The organism is Luteirhabdus pelagi (genome assembly GCF_016827595.1).
GTDB classification, from domain to species: domain Bacteria; phylum Bacteroidota; class Bacteroidia; order Flavobacteriales; family Flavobacteriaceae; genus Luteirhabdus; species Luteirhabdus pelagi.
On the sequence record NZ_JAECMS010000007.1, the window covers coordinates 37617 to 54468 of the forward strand.

General features: G+C 40.6%; 17 protein-coding genes. 12 read left to right on the forward strand and 5 right to left on the reverse strand.

Going from position 1 to position 16852, the window contains the following annotated elements; genetic code table 11:
• The first annotated feature begins 247 nt into the window (after positions 1-247).
• Entirely contained in the window at positions 248-1642 is a 1395-nt protein-coding gene (locus I4Q58_RS14890; protein WP_203296701.1) for a T9SS type A sorting domain-containing protein, read from the forward strand.
• Between the two features lie 66 nt (positions 1643-1708).
• A complete protein-coding gene (gene kdsA / locus I4Q58_RS14895; RefSeq protein WP_203296702.1) occupies positions 1709-2527 on the forward strand; it encodes a 3-deoxy-8-phosphooctulonate synthase in 819 nt (272 codons plus the stop codon).
• A 100-nt stretch (positions 2528-2627) separates the two neighbouring features.
• Here the strand turns inward: kdsA and I4Q58_RS14900 are convergent, their stop codons facing one another.
• Positions 2628-3473: a T9SS type A sorting domain-containing protein gene (locus tag I4Q58_RS14900; protein WP_203296703.1), complete on the reverse strand. Its 846-nt coding sequence runs from the start codon at positions 3471-3473 to the stop codon at positions 2628-2630.
• A gap of 104 nt (positions 3474-3577) precedes the next feature.
• On the opposite strand from I4Q58_RS14900, the gene I4Q58_RS14905 reads away from it, so the two are divergent.
• Positions 3578-5341: a M14 family metallopeptidase gene (locus I4Q58_RS14905; RefSeq protein ID WP_203296704.1), complete on the forward strand. Its 1764-nt coding sequence runs from the start codon at positions 3578-3580 to the stop codon at positions 5339-5341.
• Here I4Q58_RS14905 and I4Q58_RS14910 read toward each other — a convergent pair.
• On the reverse strand, positions 5303-5932 hold the full coding sequence (locus tag I4Q58_RS14910; RefSeq protein ID WP_203296705.1) for an NUDIX hydrolase: 630 nt from the start codon (positions 5930-5932) through the stop codon (positions 5303-5305). The genes I4Q58_RS14905 and I4Q58_RS14910 overlap by 39 nt on opposite strands.
• Positions 5933-5940: 8 nt before the next feature.
• Between I4Q58_RS14910 and pyrE the strand changes: the two genes are divergently transcribed.
• Both pyrE and I4Q58_RS14920 read left to right on the forward strand, forming a co-directional pair.
• Positions 5941-6582 carry an orotate phosphoribosyltransferase gene (gene pyrE / locus I4Q58_RS14915; RefSeq protein ID WP_203296706.1) on the forward strand — a complete coding sequence of 214 codons (642 nt, stop codon included), beginning with the start codon at positions 5941-5943 and terminating at the stop codon, positions 6580-6582.
• Between the two features lie 35 nt (positions 6583-6617).
• The gene (locus tag I4Q58_RS14920; protein WP_203296707.1) at positions 6618-7010 is read left to right on the forward strand and encodes an SRPBCC family protein; all 393 of its coding nucleotides are present in this window, start codon (positions 6618-6620) and stop codon (positions 7008-7010) included.
• On the opposite strand, the gene I4Q58_RS14925 is transcribed toward I4Q58_RS14920, so the two are convergent.
• A complete protein-coding gene (locus tag I4Q58_RS14925; protein ID WP_203296708.1) occupies positions 7007-7738 on the reverse strand; it encodes a biotin--[acetyl-CoA-carboxylase] ligase in 732 nt (243 codons plus the stop codon). The genes I4Q58_RS14920 and I4Q58_RS14925 overlap by 4 nt on opposite strands.
• An 82-nt stretch (positions 7739-7820) precedes the next feature.
• On the opposite strand from I4Q58_RS14925, the gene rsfS reads away from it, so the two are divergent.
• The 6 genes from rsfS to I4Q58_RS14955 all read left to right on the forward strand — a co-directional run bounded on the left by rsfS (position 7821) and on the right by I4Q58_RS14955 (position 12700).
• Complete coding sequence (gene rsfS / locus I4Q58_RS14930) at positions 7821-8192, forward strand: ribosome silencing factor (RefSeq protein ID WP_203296709.1); 372 nt, start codon at positions 7821-7823, stop codon at positions 8190-8192.
• Between the two features lie 14 nt (positions 8193-8206).
• Positions 8207-10267 (forward strand): ATP-dependent zinc metalloprotease FtsH, encoded by a 2061-nt coding sequence (gene ftsH, locus I4Q58_RS14935; RefSeq protein ID WP_203296710.1) that lies wholly within the window; start codon positions 8207-8209, stop codon positions 10265-10267.
• Positions 10268-10376: 109 nt separating this feature from the next.
• Positions 10377-10982 (forward strand): LUD domain-containing protein, encoded by a 606-nt coding sequence (locus I4Q58_RS14940; protein ID WP_203296711.1) that lies wholly within the window; start codon positions 10377-10379, stop codon positions 10980-10982.
• A 3-nt stretch (positions 10983-10985) separates the two neighbouring features.
• Positions 10986-11789, forward strand: coding sequence for a phosphatidate cytidylyltransferase (locus I4Q58_RS14945; protein WP_203296712.1), 804 nt, complete (start codon positions 10986-10988; stop codon positions 11787-11789).
• Complete coding sequence (locus I4Q58_RS14950) at positions 11779-12429, forward strand: phosphatidylserine decarboxylase family protein (RefSeq protein ID WP_203296713.1); 651 nt, start codon at positions 11779-11781, stop codon at positions 12427-12429. Before I4Q58_RS14945 ends, I4Q58_RS14950 begins: the two co-directional genes overlap by 11 nt.
• 4 nt (positions 12430-12433) lie before the next feature.
• Positions 12434-12700: an acyl-CoA-binding protein gene (locus I4Q58_RS14955; RefSeq protein ID WP_203296714.1), complete on the forward strand. Its 267-nt coding sequence runs from the start codon at positions 12434-12436 to the stop codon at positions 12698-12700.
• A 5-nt stretch (positions 12701-12705) separates the two neighbouring features.
• Here I4Q58_RS14955 and I4Q58_RS14960 read toward each other — a convergent pair whose 3' ends face one another.
• Together I4Q58_RS14960 and I4Q58_RS14965 are read right to left on the reverse strand one after the other, a co-directional pair.
• The gene (locus I4Q58_RS14960; protein ID WP_203296715.1) at positions 12706-12948 is read right to left on the reverse strand and encodes a hypothetical protein; all 243 of its coding nucleotides are present in this window, start codon (positions 12946-12948) and stop codon (positions 12706-12708) included.
• 105 nt (positions 12949-13053) lie between these two features.
• On the reverse strand, positions 13054-15684 hold the full coding sequence (locus tag I4Q58_RS14965) for a valine--tRNA ligase (protein ID WP_203296716.1): 2631 nt from the start codon (positions 15682-15684) through the stop codon (positions 13054-13056).
• A gap of 127 nt (positions 15685-15811) precedes the next feature.
• Between I4Q58_RS14965 and I4Q58_RS14970 the strand changes: the two genes are divergently transcribed.
• On the forward strand, positions 15812-16210 hold the full coding sequence (locus I4Q58_RS14970) for a DUF1573 domain-containing protein (RefSeq protein WP_203296717.1): 399 nt from the start codon (positions 15812-15814) through the stop codon (positions 16208-16210).
• Positions 16211-16852: the final 642 nt, after the last annotated feature.

Genomic DNA, 16852 nt, shown 5'->3' on the forward strand with positions numbered 1-16852 from the left:
CGCTTATTATCAATAGTTTGGGTGTTATTTTCGTTAATTATTTTTTTGGGCATTTCCCACGCTTATGCGTGGGCCGGGTCTTCAGCTATATCTCTTTTTGCTCCAACCCAATTTAGACCTGCCGGGTATTGAAAACCCAGCAGGTCTTTCCCGACTCAAAAAGAGGATGCCGCCTCAACCCCTAATGCGGACAGCGTCCAATTTTTTAGTATCTTTAACTACAGACTCCCCGTCAAACTTTATACATATGAAAAATAGCCTTCTACTTCTTTTGCTAGTTGGAAGTACGCTAACAGCTTTTGGTCAATTTGGCTCCCAACAGATTATTTCCACAGCTACGATAAGTCCGTACCAGGCCAAAACATGGGATGTCGATGCCGACGGTGATATTGATGTACTTACAGCCTCTGGAGAAACGTTTTCCCTTTCTTGGTATGAGAATACGGATGGCGAAGGTACTTTTAGCGATGAAAACATCATTACCGCCGAACCAGCTTATTATCTCTCTATCGATTTTGTTGATATGGATGGCGATAATGATAAGGACCTTCTGCTATTAGAAAATAACCCGAACCGACTACTATGGCTGGAGAACACGGATGGTAACGGGCAGTTTTCTGTAGAACATATACTCTTTGAAGAGGAAGCGGAATACAAATACTCGGTGCTCCCAGCGGATCTAGATTCAGATGGCGATTTAGATTTGGTTGTAGAATATGGCGATACTTTTAGTGATCGTATCGTGGCATTTGAAAATTTGGAAGGCATTGGCACATTTGGCCCCGAAACAGTTCTTTTAGACGAAGATATTCAGTATACAAAACCGTTACTTGCAGACATGAATGATGACTCGCTACCGGACTTACTTATCGCAGAAGACGAACATGCACCTGCAAGAATTTTTTGGCTTCGGAACAACAGTAATATTACATTCGACAGTCCTCAGGAGATTTATCAATTCGAATTTTTTATTTCAGATAATACCAGCGTCACCCATATGGAAATGGCAGATCTTGATACCGATGGCATCAACGATTTAGTCATTTCAACAACCAATAGCGATACAACCAATACGATTAGTTGGTTTAAGGGATCGAATGACGGGACTGGGTTTGGTCCTATTAACAACCTATTCAATTTTTCATTTAATTATATATTGGGCGATATCGACAACGATACAGACATAGACATATTGGGGCGTAATGGGTTTTTGGACACTATATTTTGGTATCGAAATGAAGATAGCCTAGGCCTTTTTGGAGAACAACAACTTATTACGGACGAGGTAGATGCTCCTAGGGCACTCTCTATAGCCGACATTAATGATGATGGTTATATAGATCTAGTATCAACATCGGTCGGCGACAATATTATCGCGTGGTACCCAGGTGAAGAATTGGGATTGGAAGAGCAAAATAATTTCCAATTCACCTTATATCCAAATCCAGTATCGGATAAACTTTTTATCATAACTGATCTTCAGGTAAAGGAATGTGCGCTTTATGATGCTACTGGAAGATTGGTAACAGTGCTATTCAATCAAAACCGTTTAGATGTCAGTAGCCTATCTTCAGGCATCTATTACCTCACGATTATTTCAGATTCGGATGAAATGGTAAAAAGAAAAATAATTAAAAAATAGGTCTTCTCTATTAATGAATATTCCAACGATGGATTCAGTATCTTTGCTATCATAAATTAGCTCGATATGAATCTATCCTCCATACCTAAAATAAAACATACGACTTCAGGAAACTTTTTTCTTTTAGCTGGTCCTTGTGCCATTGAAGGCGAAGACATGGCGCTTCGCATAGCCGAAGAAGTCATAAAGATCACCGATAAACTGGAAATACCCTATGTATTTAAAGGCAGCTTTAAAAAAGCAAATCGCAGCCGTATCGACAGCTTCACCGGAATTGGCGATGAAAAAGCCTTGAAAATCCTTCAAAAAGTATCGGAAACCTTTGACGTTCCCACCGTAACCGATATTCATGAAAGCAGCGATGCCGCCATGGCTGCCGAATATGTAGATATATTACAAATTCCAGCTTTTCTTGTTCGTCAAACCGACCTAGTGGTAGCAGCCGCAGAAACCGGAAAAACCGTAAATCTCAAGAAAGGACAATTTATGAGTCCGGAAAGTATGAAGCATGCGGTTAAAAAGGTGACGGACAGTGGAAATGATAAGGTCATGATTACCGATCGCGGCACCATGTTCGGCTATCAGGATATGATTGTGGATTTTAGGGGCATTCCGACGATGAAGGCCTTTGCCCCTACCGTTCTGGATGTTACCCATAGCCTTCAGCAGCCGAACCAAAGCGTTGGAGTAACGGGAGGACGACCCGACATGATCGGCACTATCGCTCGAGCTGGAATAGCAGCAGGAGTTGATGGCTTGTTTATGGAAACCCATTTCGATCCGGCAAATGCCAAAAGTGATGGAGCTAATATGCTCGATTTAAGCAAGCTTGAAAAAGTGCTTACCGACTTGGTGAAAATACGGCAGGCCGTAAATTCACTCTAAAAAAACGGAATCCGAAGAAAGCAGTATCAATTCACCAAAATTTTATCAATAAAAAAAGGCTGTCGTAAGACAGCCTTTTTAGCATTATAAAAATGCTTTCTTATTTCTTAACGATTTTCTCAGTCAAGGTACCAGCAGAAGTTTCTACTGAAAGAACATACACCCCTCTTGAAAGGTCAGCAATGTTCATTGTTCCTTCAACTAAAGCAACTCCAGTATTACGACCTAATACGTCATAAAGAGTAGCGCTGTTGATTTCAACAGATGCAGGAGCGTCGATATTCAACTTGGCATCAGCTGGGTTAGGGAATACAGAAACTTGAGAAAGTGCATTGTCGCCTACGCTCAATACTTCTTCACCTACTAGGTTGATAACATATTCCTGAGGATCAGAAACAATTGTATTAGAATCAGAGTAAGGAATTGTACATCCATCAGACTTTAACCAAGCAGTGTTATTCTGACCAGCTGTGTTAAACCCAGGGAAGTAACGGATAAAAGTAGCAGTTCCTTCGTCTGGAGCGAAAACCTCTACAGCAACGGTAGTTCCAGCAGGAATAGTAGCTGTAATTGGTGCTGAAATTAATGTCAGATCATTTGCTGCCTCCAAGTCAACATCTACAGTTTCAATTAAAGTAAAAGTAGCAGCTGATAAATCTTCAGTGTCAATTTCATAAATATTTACCTGAACAACTTTTCCATCATCAGCAGAACCTTGTCCGAACTCAACAGCAGAAACCTCAAAATCACCAGTGATAGAGAAATCTCCTTCCAAGTCGTATGTTCTTGCAAATGCATTGTCGCGGTACTCACCGTTACCACTATTCCAACATGCCACCCCACCAGTATCGATTGTAGAGGGATCTACACTCTGAGATAAAGTTACTTGGGCATTAGATGCAACTCCAATAAGCAATGAAGCTGCCAACAAAGTAATTTTTTTCATAATAAAATGTGTTTAAAAGTTTAATATTGGTAATTCAAATATATAAAAGTACATTTAAATATCATCATTTAATTGCAAAATATAAATTTCTGACAATAACAAATATGAGCCATCATCACTCTTCCGTTCTTTCAACCTTAGCAGTAACTGTAGCATTAATAGTTAGCTGTTCTAAACACCAAACAAAGACCGATTATGACTTTACAACTGTTTTTGAGCAGTCAGATGGATTGGAAACAGCAACCTATGACGAGATCATTTCCTTTTATGATAATTTGTCGGAAGGGTACACCGATATAGCGATGTATGAGCTTTCCCAAACTGATAGCGGCAAGCCCCTACACCTAGTAACTTTCAACCCCAACCGAAGCTTTGAATCAGAATTCGCTAATGACGAAAACAAAGTAGTCATGCTTATCAACAATGGTATTCATCCTGGAGAAAGCGACGGCATCGATGCAAGTATGATGTTGATGCGGGATTTAGCTAAAGGCACTCTTAAGACACCTGAAAATGTAATTATTGCGGTAATTCCCGTGTACAACATTGGAGGTGCCTTAAACCGAAATAGCGGAACGCGCACCAATCAAAATGGACCAAAGGAATATGGCTTCCGAGGAAATGCACGAAACTACGACCTCAACCGCGATTTTATAAAAATGGATTCCAAAAACGCCCGATCATTTGCGAGAGTCTTCCATAATGTTTCACCCGATGTTTTTATAGATACGCATGTAAGCAATGGTGCCGACTATCAATATGTACTAACGCACCTCTTCACCCAACATAATAAATTAGGAGGCCCTTTAGGCGATTATCTTCATAAAAACATGATGCCACAACTAGAAGATTCGCTTCAACTTAGAAACTGGGATATTACACCTTATGTAAATGTATTCAACCGCACGCCTGAAAGCGGCTTTCAACAGTTTATGGATAGTCCGCGCTACTCCACAGGCTATACAACATTGTTCAACACCTTGGGAATGATGGTAGAAACCCATATGCTAAAACCATATAAAGATCGTGTGGAAGGAACCTATGCCTTATTACAATCCATGATAGAAATCCTAGACCGCGATGCCGAAGCAATCCTCGAATTACGCAAGAATTCCAATTCTTTATATGCGCCGGGCAACAGCTACCCCATTCAGTGGCAAGTGGATAGTACTCGTGCCGATACACTCAACTTTAAAGGCTTCGAAGGTATTACTAAAAAAAGTGATATCACCGGAGCGGATCGACTGCAATACGATCGCAACCAACCGTTCACAAAGAAAGTGGCATACAACAATTATTTTGAGCCCAAGAAAAGCATTAGCATTCCTAGCGCCTATATAATACCGAAAGGATATTGGGATGTTATTGATCGCTTACGTGCCAATAGAATCCAAATGAAGGAAATGCGAAAAGACACGAGCATAACGGCAACTGTCTATCATATTGAGGATTACGAAACCGTAAACCGACCTTATGAAGGGCATTACCTTCACTATAATACCGAAGTTTCGGCTAGCACCACTGAAGTAAAAGTAAATGCAGGAGACTATTGGATCGATACGCAACAACCAGGGGTTCGGTTTCTATTGGAAACGCTAGAGCCAGAAGCACCGGATTCATATTTCAATTGGAATTATTTCGATGCGATTCTTCAGCAGAAAGAAGGATTCTCTCCGTATGTGTGGGAAGACAAGGCATTAGAGTTATTAAATAACGATTCTGAATTAAAAGGACGGTTTGAAGAAAAGAAAAAGCAGGATCCTACCTTTGCTAAAAACTGGTATGCGCAATTGGATTGGCTTCATAAGCAATCAGATCATTATGAAGCCTCACACCTCCGTTACCCGATCGTTCGGGTGGGTGGTTAGATATTCCTTTGGAAAGAGCAATTTTATGTTTTCGTAGCTTTTACGCAATGCCTTTTGCGATTTTTCGAAGTTTTTCCACTTTACCTTGGTGATGTCTTCACTTTTTTCAGGTGTGAATTCACCATCGAAATCGGAGTACATTTCGTACCAATAGGTAATCTTCAACTTATATTTTCCGCCTCTTTTAAAAACATGATAGGTCGTCGTCAAGAATTTCCGAATTTCTAATCCCTTGATTCCCGTTTCTTCCTCTACTTCACGAATAGCAGCCTCTTCATGGCTTTCTTTCTTTTCGATTCGGCCTTTGGGAAGATCCCATCGTTTTTTTCGATATATAAAAAGAATCTCTTTTTTTGAATTGTATACCATTCCACCAGCAGCTTCTACTACCGGCAATTTCTTCCGAAGAAATTTTTCTAGCTTTTCTTCATTGCGATGGTACAAGTTTACATACAACAATTTCCCCTTGTTGATTTTTTTTATAAGCTTTTTGAAACGCGCAAGCTTTAGCGGAATCGAAGTATATTGGGCGCCAATATTTTTTTTGGTTGAAAGGATTATGGGGATGTCTTTCACAAAAACTTTATACATTTGCAGCTATGATTTTGAATACTGAAACCGCCCAAAAAACAGCGGAACTTCTCTTACAAATTAAGGCAATAAAATTACAACCACAAAACCCATTTACCTGGGCTTCTGGTTGGAAATCGCCTATTTATTGCGACAACCGAATAACGCTATCCTACCCTCCTATCCGGAACTACTTGCGCGAAACCATCGCCAAACAGGTGGAATACCTCTACGGTACGCCAGATATGATTGCAGGTGTGGCAACGGGAGCTATTGGCATCGGCGCCTTGGTAGCCGATTATCTGAATGTTCCTTTTTGCTATGTCCGGCCCGAGGCAAAGAAACACGGACGACAAAATAAAATTGAAGGTCAATTGCAACCACATCAGAACGTGGTCGTTATTGAAGACCTCATCAGTACTGGAAAAAGCAGCTTACTAGCGGTGGAAGCCTTACGTGAAGCCAACGCTAATGTTAAAGGCATGGTAGCGATCTTCACCTATGGCTTTGCGGTATCCACCGACAACTTTAAAGAAGCTGATGTTGCCTTGCATACGCTGAGCGACTATGACCATCTGCTATCGCAAGCGGAAAAGTCAGGCTACATAAAAGCTGACGAAAAAGAAACCTTGTCGCAGTGGCGGAGCAATCCAGAAACCTGGGGACAGTAACAAAATCGTATTAATTTCTTAACCTTACAGCCATTATGAAACTTACCAGCAAACACGTTACCGTTCAAAAATCTGCTGAAGAACTATGTCAATTTTTAGGGAACGTCAGCAATTTCGAACAGTTGATGCCCGAAAACATCAGCAAATTTGAAGTACTAAATGAAAAAGCGTTTGTCTTCGCTTTAAAGGGTATGCCGGAAATTGCATTGGAAGTAAAAGAAGTAACTCCGCCAAACAAGGTACAGTTGGGCTCCATGAGCGAAAAGCTTTCCTTCACCTTAACAGCAAACATTACCGAAGTGAGTGCGAGTGAAAGCATGGTGGAATTGGTTTTTGAAGGCGACTTCAACCCGATGATGGCCATGATGATCAAGAGTCCGATTTCCAAATTTATGGAAACGCTGACTACCAAGATGGAAACGCTTTAGTAAAGTAAGGCGATTTCCTTTAAATCGTATTTCTTGTTTACGTCATCAGGATGCGCAACGCATAACAATCCTTCATCAGTCACGCCCTTGATGATACCCACCTTTTTAGAATGATCAGGAAAAGAAAAGGTAGAAACTTCATCTTTCCTAAACAATTTCGACTCATATTCCATTTTCAACAAACTGAAATCGACCGATTGCAATTGCTGAAACCTTCGTTTCAAAGCATTCACGAGTATCTCCAACACTTTTTCAGGCTGAAAAGCCCGGTTTGTTAGCTTGGCAAGTGAAGAAGCCTGCGGTAATCCTAAAAAGCTCTTTTGGTTCAAATTGAGACCAATTCCAACAATAGCAGCCGAAATAATATCCCTCTTCACGGTGTTTTCAATCAAAATCCCACCAATCTTCTTGTTACGTGACAAGATGTCGTTAGGCCATTTGACAGCATAGTTAGAAATTTGAAGTGTTTCAAGCATATCGCAGACAGCAAGCGAAGCTGCCATTGTAAGCGCAAACCGATCTTCAATTGAAATTCCGCGAAGCCTAGTATATAGGCTGATTGCTAGGTTTTTACCCAGTTCTGAAAGCCAGGAATTGCCGTGCTGACCGCGACCTTCGGTTTGGTGGGTTGTCCAAACAACCGTATCTTCATAAATCGAATTGGCACGCACCAATTCCTTTAGGTAGGTGTTGGTCGACTCGATGGCATTAAGTTTGATTATCTTCAACTGTAAATAATAAGGTGTTAAGGACGCAATTAGCGCTGCAAGAAACAAAAAAGTAATAACTTTGCGTAAATTAAAAGATTGAATGTCGAAAAGAGAAAAAGAAACAGATCAGCTTATAACGCATATACTGAAGGGGATTGATGATGTTAAGGGTCAAGATATTGAAATATTGGATCTTAGGGATATCGAAAACACCGTTTGCGACTATTTTGTAATCTGCAACGGTACCTCCAACACCCAAGTGAAGGCGATTGTAAATTCCGTACAAAAAGCCGTTAGCAAATCTTTACATGAAAAACCATGGCACGTAGAAGGCAGCGAAAATGCTGAATGGGTCCTTATGGACTTTGTACACGTGGTGGTACATGTATTTCAAAAGCATATCCGCGAGTTCTACGATATCGAAGGGCTATGGGGCGATGCTAAATCTGTGAAAATTGAAACGACTATTTAAAGAAACGACTCCCTATGGCTCCTAATAATAAGGATAACAATAACAACAATAAACCGGATCGACGGAAACCTAAATTCAGTGCTTATTGGATTTATGCGGCGATCTTTCTCATTTTCTTAGGTATTAACTTTTTCGGTGGCGGAAGCTGGTCTGAAGCACCCAAAACTACCCAGACAGAATTTGAAAAGTTTCTTCGCGATGGCGATGTTGAGAAAGTAAAGATTGTCAATCAAAAACTGGCGAAAGTATATCTTACAGAAGAGGCTCGACAAAAAGAAGTGCATGCCAAGAAGGATACCCCTGCTATTTTCCAGCCGGGTCCAAACGACCCCGCCTACCAATTCGAATTTGGTGACCTTCAGAATTTTGAAAACGATATTAATGAAATAAAGGAACAATATAACTTGGACACCCAATTGGTATGGGAAACCGAGAGCAACCTTTGGGGTGAAATCCTATGGTCATTGCTACCATTCATTGTTATCATCGCAATTTGGATCTACATCATGCGCCGTATGTCATCTGGTGGTGCCGGAGGCGCTGGCGGACAAATATTCAACATTGGAAAATCGAAAGCGAAGCTATTCGATGAAAAGACCGATGTAAAGACAAGTTTTAAGGATGTTGCTGGTCTTGAAGGCGCCAAGGAAGAAGTACAAGAGATCGTCGACTTCCTGAAAAATCCTGACAAATACACCTCACTTGGAGGAAAAATTCCGAAAGGAGCCTTATTGGTAGGACCTCCTGGAACAGGTAAGACGTTATTGGCAAAAGCCGTCGCCGGAGAGGCGAAAGTACCGTTCTTTTCACTTTCAGGATCCGACTTTGTTGAAATGTTTGTAGGAGTTGGTGCCTCAAGGGTGCGAGACCTTTTTAAACAAGCAAAAGAAAAATCGCCTTCTATCATTTTTATTGATGAGATAGATGCCATCGGACGTGCTAGAGGTAAAAGCAATTTCTCCGGATCGAATGACGAGCGCGAGAATACGCTTAACCAATTGTTAACTGAAATGGACGGTTTCGGCACCAATACAAATGTAATCGTACTGGCCGCTACCAACCGTGCCGATGTATTGGATAAAGCCTTGATGCGTGCCGGTCGTTTCGATCGACAGATTTACGTCGACCTTCCAGATGTCCGTGAACGTAAGGAAATTTTCGAAGTACACATTCGTCCGTTAAAAATTGACGATTCACTAGACACCGATTTCCTAGCGAAGCAAACACCAGGCTTCTCGGGTGCCGACATTGCCAATGTTTGTAATGAAGCTGCACTGATTGCCGCTAGAAAAGGCAAGAAAAACATTAGTAAGCAAGATTTCTTAGATGCCGTAGATCGTATTGTAGGCGGTTTAGAGAAGAAAAACAAAATCATCACTCCAGAAGAAAAAGAAGCTATTGCCGTTCACGAAGCAGGACATGCAACGGTCAGCTGGATGTTAGAACATGCCGCGCCATTGGTCAAGGTTACCATCGTACCTAGAGGACAATCGCTTGGTGCTGCTTGGTATTTACCTGAAGAGCGCTTAATTGTTCGGCCAGAACAGATGTTGGACGAAATGTGTGCCGCATTGGGTGGACGTGCTGCTGAAAAGGTGATGTTCGATAAAATCTCAACAGGTGCCCTTAGCGATTTGGAAAAGATTACCAAACAGGCTCGGGCAATGGTTACTATATATGGTCTGAATGATCAAATTGGGAATCTTACGTATTACGATTCGAGTGGCCAATCTGAATACAACTTCAACAAACCTTACAGTGAGAAAACCGCTGAGTTGATCGACAAAGAGATTTCAAGCCTTGTAGAAAAACAATACCAGCGTGCCATTAAACTCTTAGAGGACAATAAGGAAAAACTGAAAGAATTGGCCGATGAATTGCTCGAGAAGGAAGTTATCTTTAAGGAAAGCCTTGAACGTATTTTTGGAGAACGACCCTTTAAGAAGAAAGAACACGTTGCACTTGGAGAAACCACCTCTTCCTCTAGTAACGGTGAAGATAAAAATGAAGAAAAGGATCAGGACGACGATACTACCCAAGACGGGAATGAAACCGAAAAAATAGCTACAACATAAGTTGTTTTTTTGCGTTGTTAGGCAAAGAAGGGTTTGTTTATCTCGAACACTTCCTTTAAATTCATATATTTGAATGTAATCGCAATAAAAATTTGAATTTCCTCAATTAATGAGTCTTTTTAGAAGACTTCTAAACCCCAAGAAGAATAAGTCAGACGATGCTAAAAAAGACGCTGACACAAGTAAATATTATCCTGAAGAGAAACTACCCGTAGACGAAAGGTTTACATACAACTTCAACAAAAATGGCGGAAAGTTCCTATACTGCGAGAATATGGATGAAGTATTGGAAGCCTTTGATAATATCCTCTTGGAAAATGATTGGTATGAACAAGAAGCCTTTTGTATTAACGAACAATTAAAAGAGCGTTTTAATGGCTTCAACCTTTCCTTTGGAATAAATCAACGTGCTGCATTTTTCTTATCTACTTGTGAATCTTTGGTGGGAAAAAACGGCTCCATCTTGCTCTGTTCAAACCAAATAAAGGAAAAAAAGCTAAGCGAGTTCCCTTCTAATTTCATCATCTTCGCAACTACAAGTCAGCTGGTTGAAACGATAAGCGAAGGCCTTCGTATCATAAAAAACAGAAACCCAAAACATATTCCGACCAATATTACGACCATCCAGGATTTTGAAAGCGACAAAGAAAAGGACTTCATGAGCTATGGAAGTACCACAAAAAACCTATATTTGTTGCTCTTGGAAGACCTGTAATTTATGAAGGAACTTGTCGTGCGATCCCTATCGGGGCTGTTATATATCTCGATAGTCATGCTTAGTATGTTCACCTCGCGCGATTGGTTTATGGGCCTTTTCCTAATACTAGGAATAATTACCCTAAGTGAGTTTTTAAAGCTTATTCATCTTACTAGTTACCTCGCGTATTTTCTATTAATCGGTTTTCTGTATTTCTTCAGCTACGAAATTTTCGACATTAATGCCGTATACCTGCTACTCATTTTATGCGGCTTCGTCAATCTATTCCTACTAAAGGATGTATTGTGGGTGAGTAAAATCCCAATGTTTGAAAAAAAGAAATATGTTGCTATTATCCTCTACCTAATCAGTGGCTTCGTATTCATAACATTACTACCCTATATTGAGGAGAAATTTTCGCCCAAAATCGTCGTCAGCTGTTTTATTCTCATTTGGTGTAACGACAGTTTCGCATATTTAATAGGCAAAAACTTTGGAAAGCACAAGCTGCTAGAGCGTATTTCACCCAAGAAAACAGTGGAAGGATTTATAGGCGGAGTTCTCGGGGCTATCTTAGGAGCATTTGTTATCTTTAAGCTATGGGACCAATTATCATTGGTTTCCTGGATTGGATTGGCCATAATAGCTTCCGTTTTTGGAACCATTGGCGATTTGATTCAGTCGAAGTTTAAACGTCAAGCAGGCGTGAAAGACAGTGGTGTTTTAATGCCAGGACATGGTGGATTGTATGATCGACTTGACAGTATTGTGTATGCGGCGCCTTTCATGTATGCTTTCCTATTAATACTAAAAAATGTTTCATAAAGAAGGATATAAAATTATTATAATCGCGCTCGTCTCATGCATCGTTTTGAGTCTGGTAGCCGATTATTTTGTCGAAGATTCAATTATCAAGGGGGGAATTATAATTGCGTTGATCATATTACTGATTTTGATCTTGCAGTTTTTCCGAAATCCGAAACGTGCGTTTTCACTCGAAGAAAAACATGTGCTCTCTCCGGTAGATGGTAAAGTGGTGGTCATTGAAGAGGTTTTTGAAAAAGAATACTTCAAGGATAAACGACTTCAAATTTCGGTTTTTATGTCGCCCCTAAATGTGCACGTTACCCGCTATCCTGTTGGAGGTGAAGTTGTTTACAGCAAATATCACCCAGGGAAATATTTAGTGGCATGGCATCCCAAATCGTCAGAAGAAAATGAACGAACTACCGTCGTAGTGAAGTCGAAAGAGTTTGGTGAAGTATTGCACCGTCAAATCGCCGGCGCAATGGCCAAACGAATCGTAAACTATGCGGACGAAGGAAGCGACGTGGCGCAAGCAAGCGACAGCGGATTCATAAAATTTGGATCCCGTGTAGATGTATTACTTCCCTTGGATGCTAAAGTGTCTGTAAAGCTGAATGAAAAGGTAAAAGGTGGTATCACCATACTTGCATCAAAATAATCTTATGACGCCGGAAGAATTGGATATTGCTTTTGAAAATGCGGTTGAAAGCATCAACAACCACAAAGAGCCATTTCCAGCCGATGTTCTGCTGCGATTATATGCTTATTATAAACGTGCTACGGGCGACGATGACAGACCTAGCGGAAGCAATCCACTCATTTCTGCCTTTAAGATAAATGCACTGTTTCAAACACCCGAAATGAACGCAGAAGAAGCGAAACGAAAATATATTGAAACGGTTAACCACTACTTTTTATATCGAAAGTAGCACTTCTATTCCTGCTGCGCCTTGTTAAACTTGATTTCGTAATCGTCTATCGCCTCGTTGATTTTTTCAATACTCGCCGACGCACGCTCGTGTGCACTTTCCATGGCTTTTTCTAGATCCTTATCAGGATGCTGAAATAAATCTGTGATAACATGATTAATCTTATCCAAAATACTGGCTTGGCTATTCTTGATGTCCTCTAGCTTGTTCAGCATCCCTTGCATCCTGTCATACGTTGCTTGATCCATAATTTTAATTTTTATGGAAATTACAACCGCTAAGCAGGGAGCTACCTAAAATTAACGTGGATTTAAGGGTTTTTAAGAGTATTTAACCAGATGAATAGGAATTTTCTACTGAAGTGAAGCCAAACTCTTTTTCAAGGTTTCAATCTTCGCCAAGGCATCCGCCTCTTTTTTCCGCTCGATTTCAACAACTTTTTCGGGAGCGTTATTAACAAAGCGTTCATTTTTCAATTTTCCCTGAACACTTTTCAAAAATCCTTCAGTATAGGAAAGTTCTTCCTTCAACTTGCCGATCTCGGCATCCACATCGATGGCTCCTTCAATTGGAACGAAATACTCATTGGACTTCACGCGAAAGGTTAATGCGCCATCGATTGCTTCATCGCTATACGATAAGGAAGAAAGATTCCCCATTTTCTGGATAACGGCATCAAAGGTAGGTGCCACCTTTTCCTCATTTAGAACTGAAAGTGCAATTGTTTCCTTGAATGAAATATTCTTTTCTTTTCGTATGGTTCGTATACCTGAAATCACCTCAGAAGCAAAATCGAATGCTCCAATAAGTTCTTCATCAAACGATTCCAATACTGGCCATTTAGCTACAATAAGGGCTTCCTTAGGAGACCGCTCTTTAATATGCTGCCATATTTCCTCAGAGACAAAAGGAATAAATGGATGTAGCAATCGTAAATTATTTTCCAAAGCCTTTACAACAGCAGTATGCGTTTCAGCAGCCATTGGCTTTCCATACTCGGGCTTCACCATTTCTAACAACCAAGAACAGAAATCGTCCCATACCAGCTTATAACTGCTCATTAAAGCATCGCTAATACGGTATTTACTGAAATGATCCTCAATGTCATGTAAGGCTTTCTGAAATTTTTGTTCATACCACCTTAAAGAAATCATTTCGGTTTCCAAGGGCGCTAAATCTTCAGAAACCTCCCACCCATCAATCAAACGGTAGGCATTCCATATTTTATTTACAAAACTACTCCCCTGCTTACAGAGCTCTTCATCGAACATCAAATCATTTCCAGCCGGGGAACTTAGAAGCATTCCAACACGAACACCATCGGCACCGTACTGATTCATCAAATCGATAGGATCTGGAGAATTACCAAGAGATTTACTCATCTTCCGTCGTTGCTTATCGCGAACAATCCCTGTTAAATAAACACTTTCGAAAGGTTTTTCACCACGATACTCATAGCCGGCAATAATCATTCTCGCAACCCAGAAAAACAGAATCTCCGGGGCGGTAACCAAATCACGAGTCGGATAGTAGTACTGAATCTCATCATTTTCTGGTTCCAAGATTCCATTAAATACGCTAATGGGCCATAACCAAGATGAAAACCAAGTATCCAATGCATCAGGGTCCTGAATAAGATCCTCTAGTTGCAAGCTGTCGTTACTTGAAGCTTTTCTAGCCTCTCGCAAAGCTTCCTCAGCCGTTTCGGCCACGACAAAATCATTTTTGCCATCGCCATAATAGTAGGCTGGAATCTGATGACCCCACCACAGTTGACGGCTAATGTTCCAGTCGCGAACATTTTCCATCCAATGGCGATAGGTATTGATAAATTTTTCGGGTACCAACTGAACTTCCTTTTCCAACACGGCATCCAATGCGGGTTGTGCCAGCTCCTTCATCTTCAAAAACCACTGATCGCTAAGTTTAGGCTCAATTACGGCGCCCGTACGTTCACTGGTACCAACTTTATTGGTATAATCTTCAACCTTTTGAAGTATACCAAGTTCGTCCAATTCCTTTACAATATCCCGACGCACATCAAAACGGTCCTTTCCTTCATAGTGCAATCCATTACTGTTAAGGGTCGCATCATCATTAAAGATATCCACCACTTTCAAATTGTGTTTATCCCCCAGCATTTTATCGTTCTCATCGTGTGCAGGTGTAACTTTAAGACATCCCGTACCAAACTCTACGTCTACGTATTCGTCCTCTATAATAGGTATCACGCGATCGCAAATCGGCACAATTGCTTTTTTCCCTTTCAAATGGGTAAAACGCCCATCATCCGGGTTTATACAAATAGCCGTATCACCCAAAATAGTTTCCGGACGTGTAGTAGCAATCGTTAAAGTATCGTTGCTACCTTCAATCTTATATTTTAAATAATATAGTTTTCCTTGTGTTTCCCTATAAATAACCTCCTCATCGGAAAGCGTTGTTTTCGCCTGCGGATCCCAATTTACCATTCTATATCCGCGGTAAATATGCCCTTTCTTATAGAGATCGACAAAAACCTTGATAACGGAGGCTGACATATCGTCATCCATGGTAAACTTAGTTCGATTCCAATCGCAGGAAGCGCCAAGTTTCTTTAATTGTTCCAAAATAATGCCACCATGTTTGTGTGTCCACTCCCATGCGTGTTGCAAAAATTCCTCACGAGTAAGATCAGCTTTTGCTATACCCTCCTCTTTCAGTTTCGCAACTACTTTAGCTTCGGTTGCGATGGAAGCATGGTCGGTTCCGGGTACCCAACAAGCATTATAACCTTTTAATCGTGCACGTCGTATCAAAACATCCTGAATCGTGTTATTCAACATGTGCCCCATATGAAGCACTCCCGTAACATTCGGGGGTGGAATAACAATGGTGTAGGATTCCCTATTATCAACTTCTGAATGAAAATAACCATGTTCCATCCAGTAGTTATACCACTTAGATTCAACGTCTTTTGCTGTATATTTTGCCGATACGCCCATACTTTGGTCTGGTTTTTGAAAAATAGTACGCAAAAGTAGCTAATACTGCAAGATTATGAAAGTGAATAACTTCTTTTGCAGTTTGTAAGAAAGATACTTACTTTAGCTACTCCAAAAATTAGAAATTATGAAAAAAATACTAATGATTGCGTTGGTGTCCGTTATTGGATTTGCTGCCAATGCTCAGGCAAAATTTGAATTTAAGACGGAAACCATTGACTATGGTGAAATTTCTAAAGGAAGTGACGGCGTGCGCTCTTTCGAATTCACAAACGTTGGAGATGAACCATTGGTCATCACCGATGTGAAATCTAGCTGTGGTTGTACGGTTCCTGAAAAACCGGACGGACCAATTGCCGTTGGTGAAACGGGTGTTATTAAAGTCAAATATGATACGAAACGTGTAGGGCCAATCCGCAAAACGATAACTGTTTATTCTAATGCTGATGAACCTGTAAAAGCGTTAAAAATTAAAGGAACAATCTTGGCAGAAGGTCAGAGTGTTCTTGAAAAAACTGGGGAGTAATATATCATTACACGCCTAACCACTATTGCCCTGTATCATCGATACAGGGTTTTTTTATGCATCTTATCGTATAAACCCAAATCACGAATTCATTATTGATGTATGGGCGTTCCTTCCAAAGCTGCCAAAAGGCAGCCCTGAAAGGCGGGCTATCCGCTATATCTTATTTTAGGGGGCTGGTGCATATTTCATTTACTTAGCCTGTCCGCCAGCAGGCAGACTTATCGAAGCCGAAGCCACCCAAAATAAGGATGCCGCTGCTATCCCTAACGCGGATACTTAATACATATACAATAATCTATAATGAAGAAGAATATTCGCTATAATAATCTGTACCTATTATTTCTGCACAGTTTAATAGGATTGCAGTCCTAGGATAACTAAATGATCTTAATATCATGGAATATCCATTCAGCCACAGCCTAAACGGAAACCGTGTACATTGTATACCATTAATATGGCATTTGGTTGGAGTAGGAGTTCTTTATTTAATCATCAGTCAATGGCATAAAAAAAGGCTGTCTTGTACAAGACAGCCTTTTATTTTTTTACACCTCTTAAGCATTTATCGCTTTAAGGTAAAATGTCCCCTGAACTCCCTGGCGTCGCCGTCCTCGGTGTACTCGACCCTGAACCAGTAGT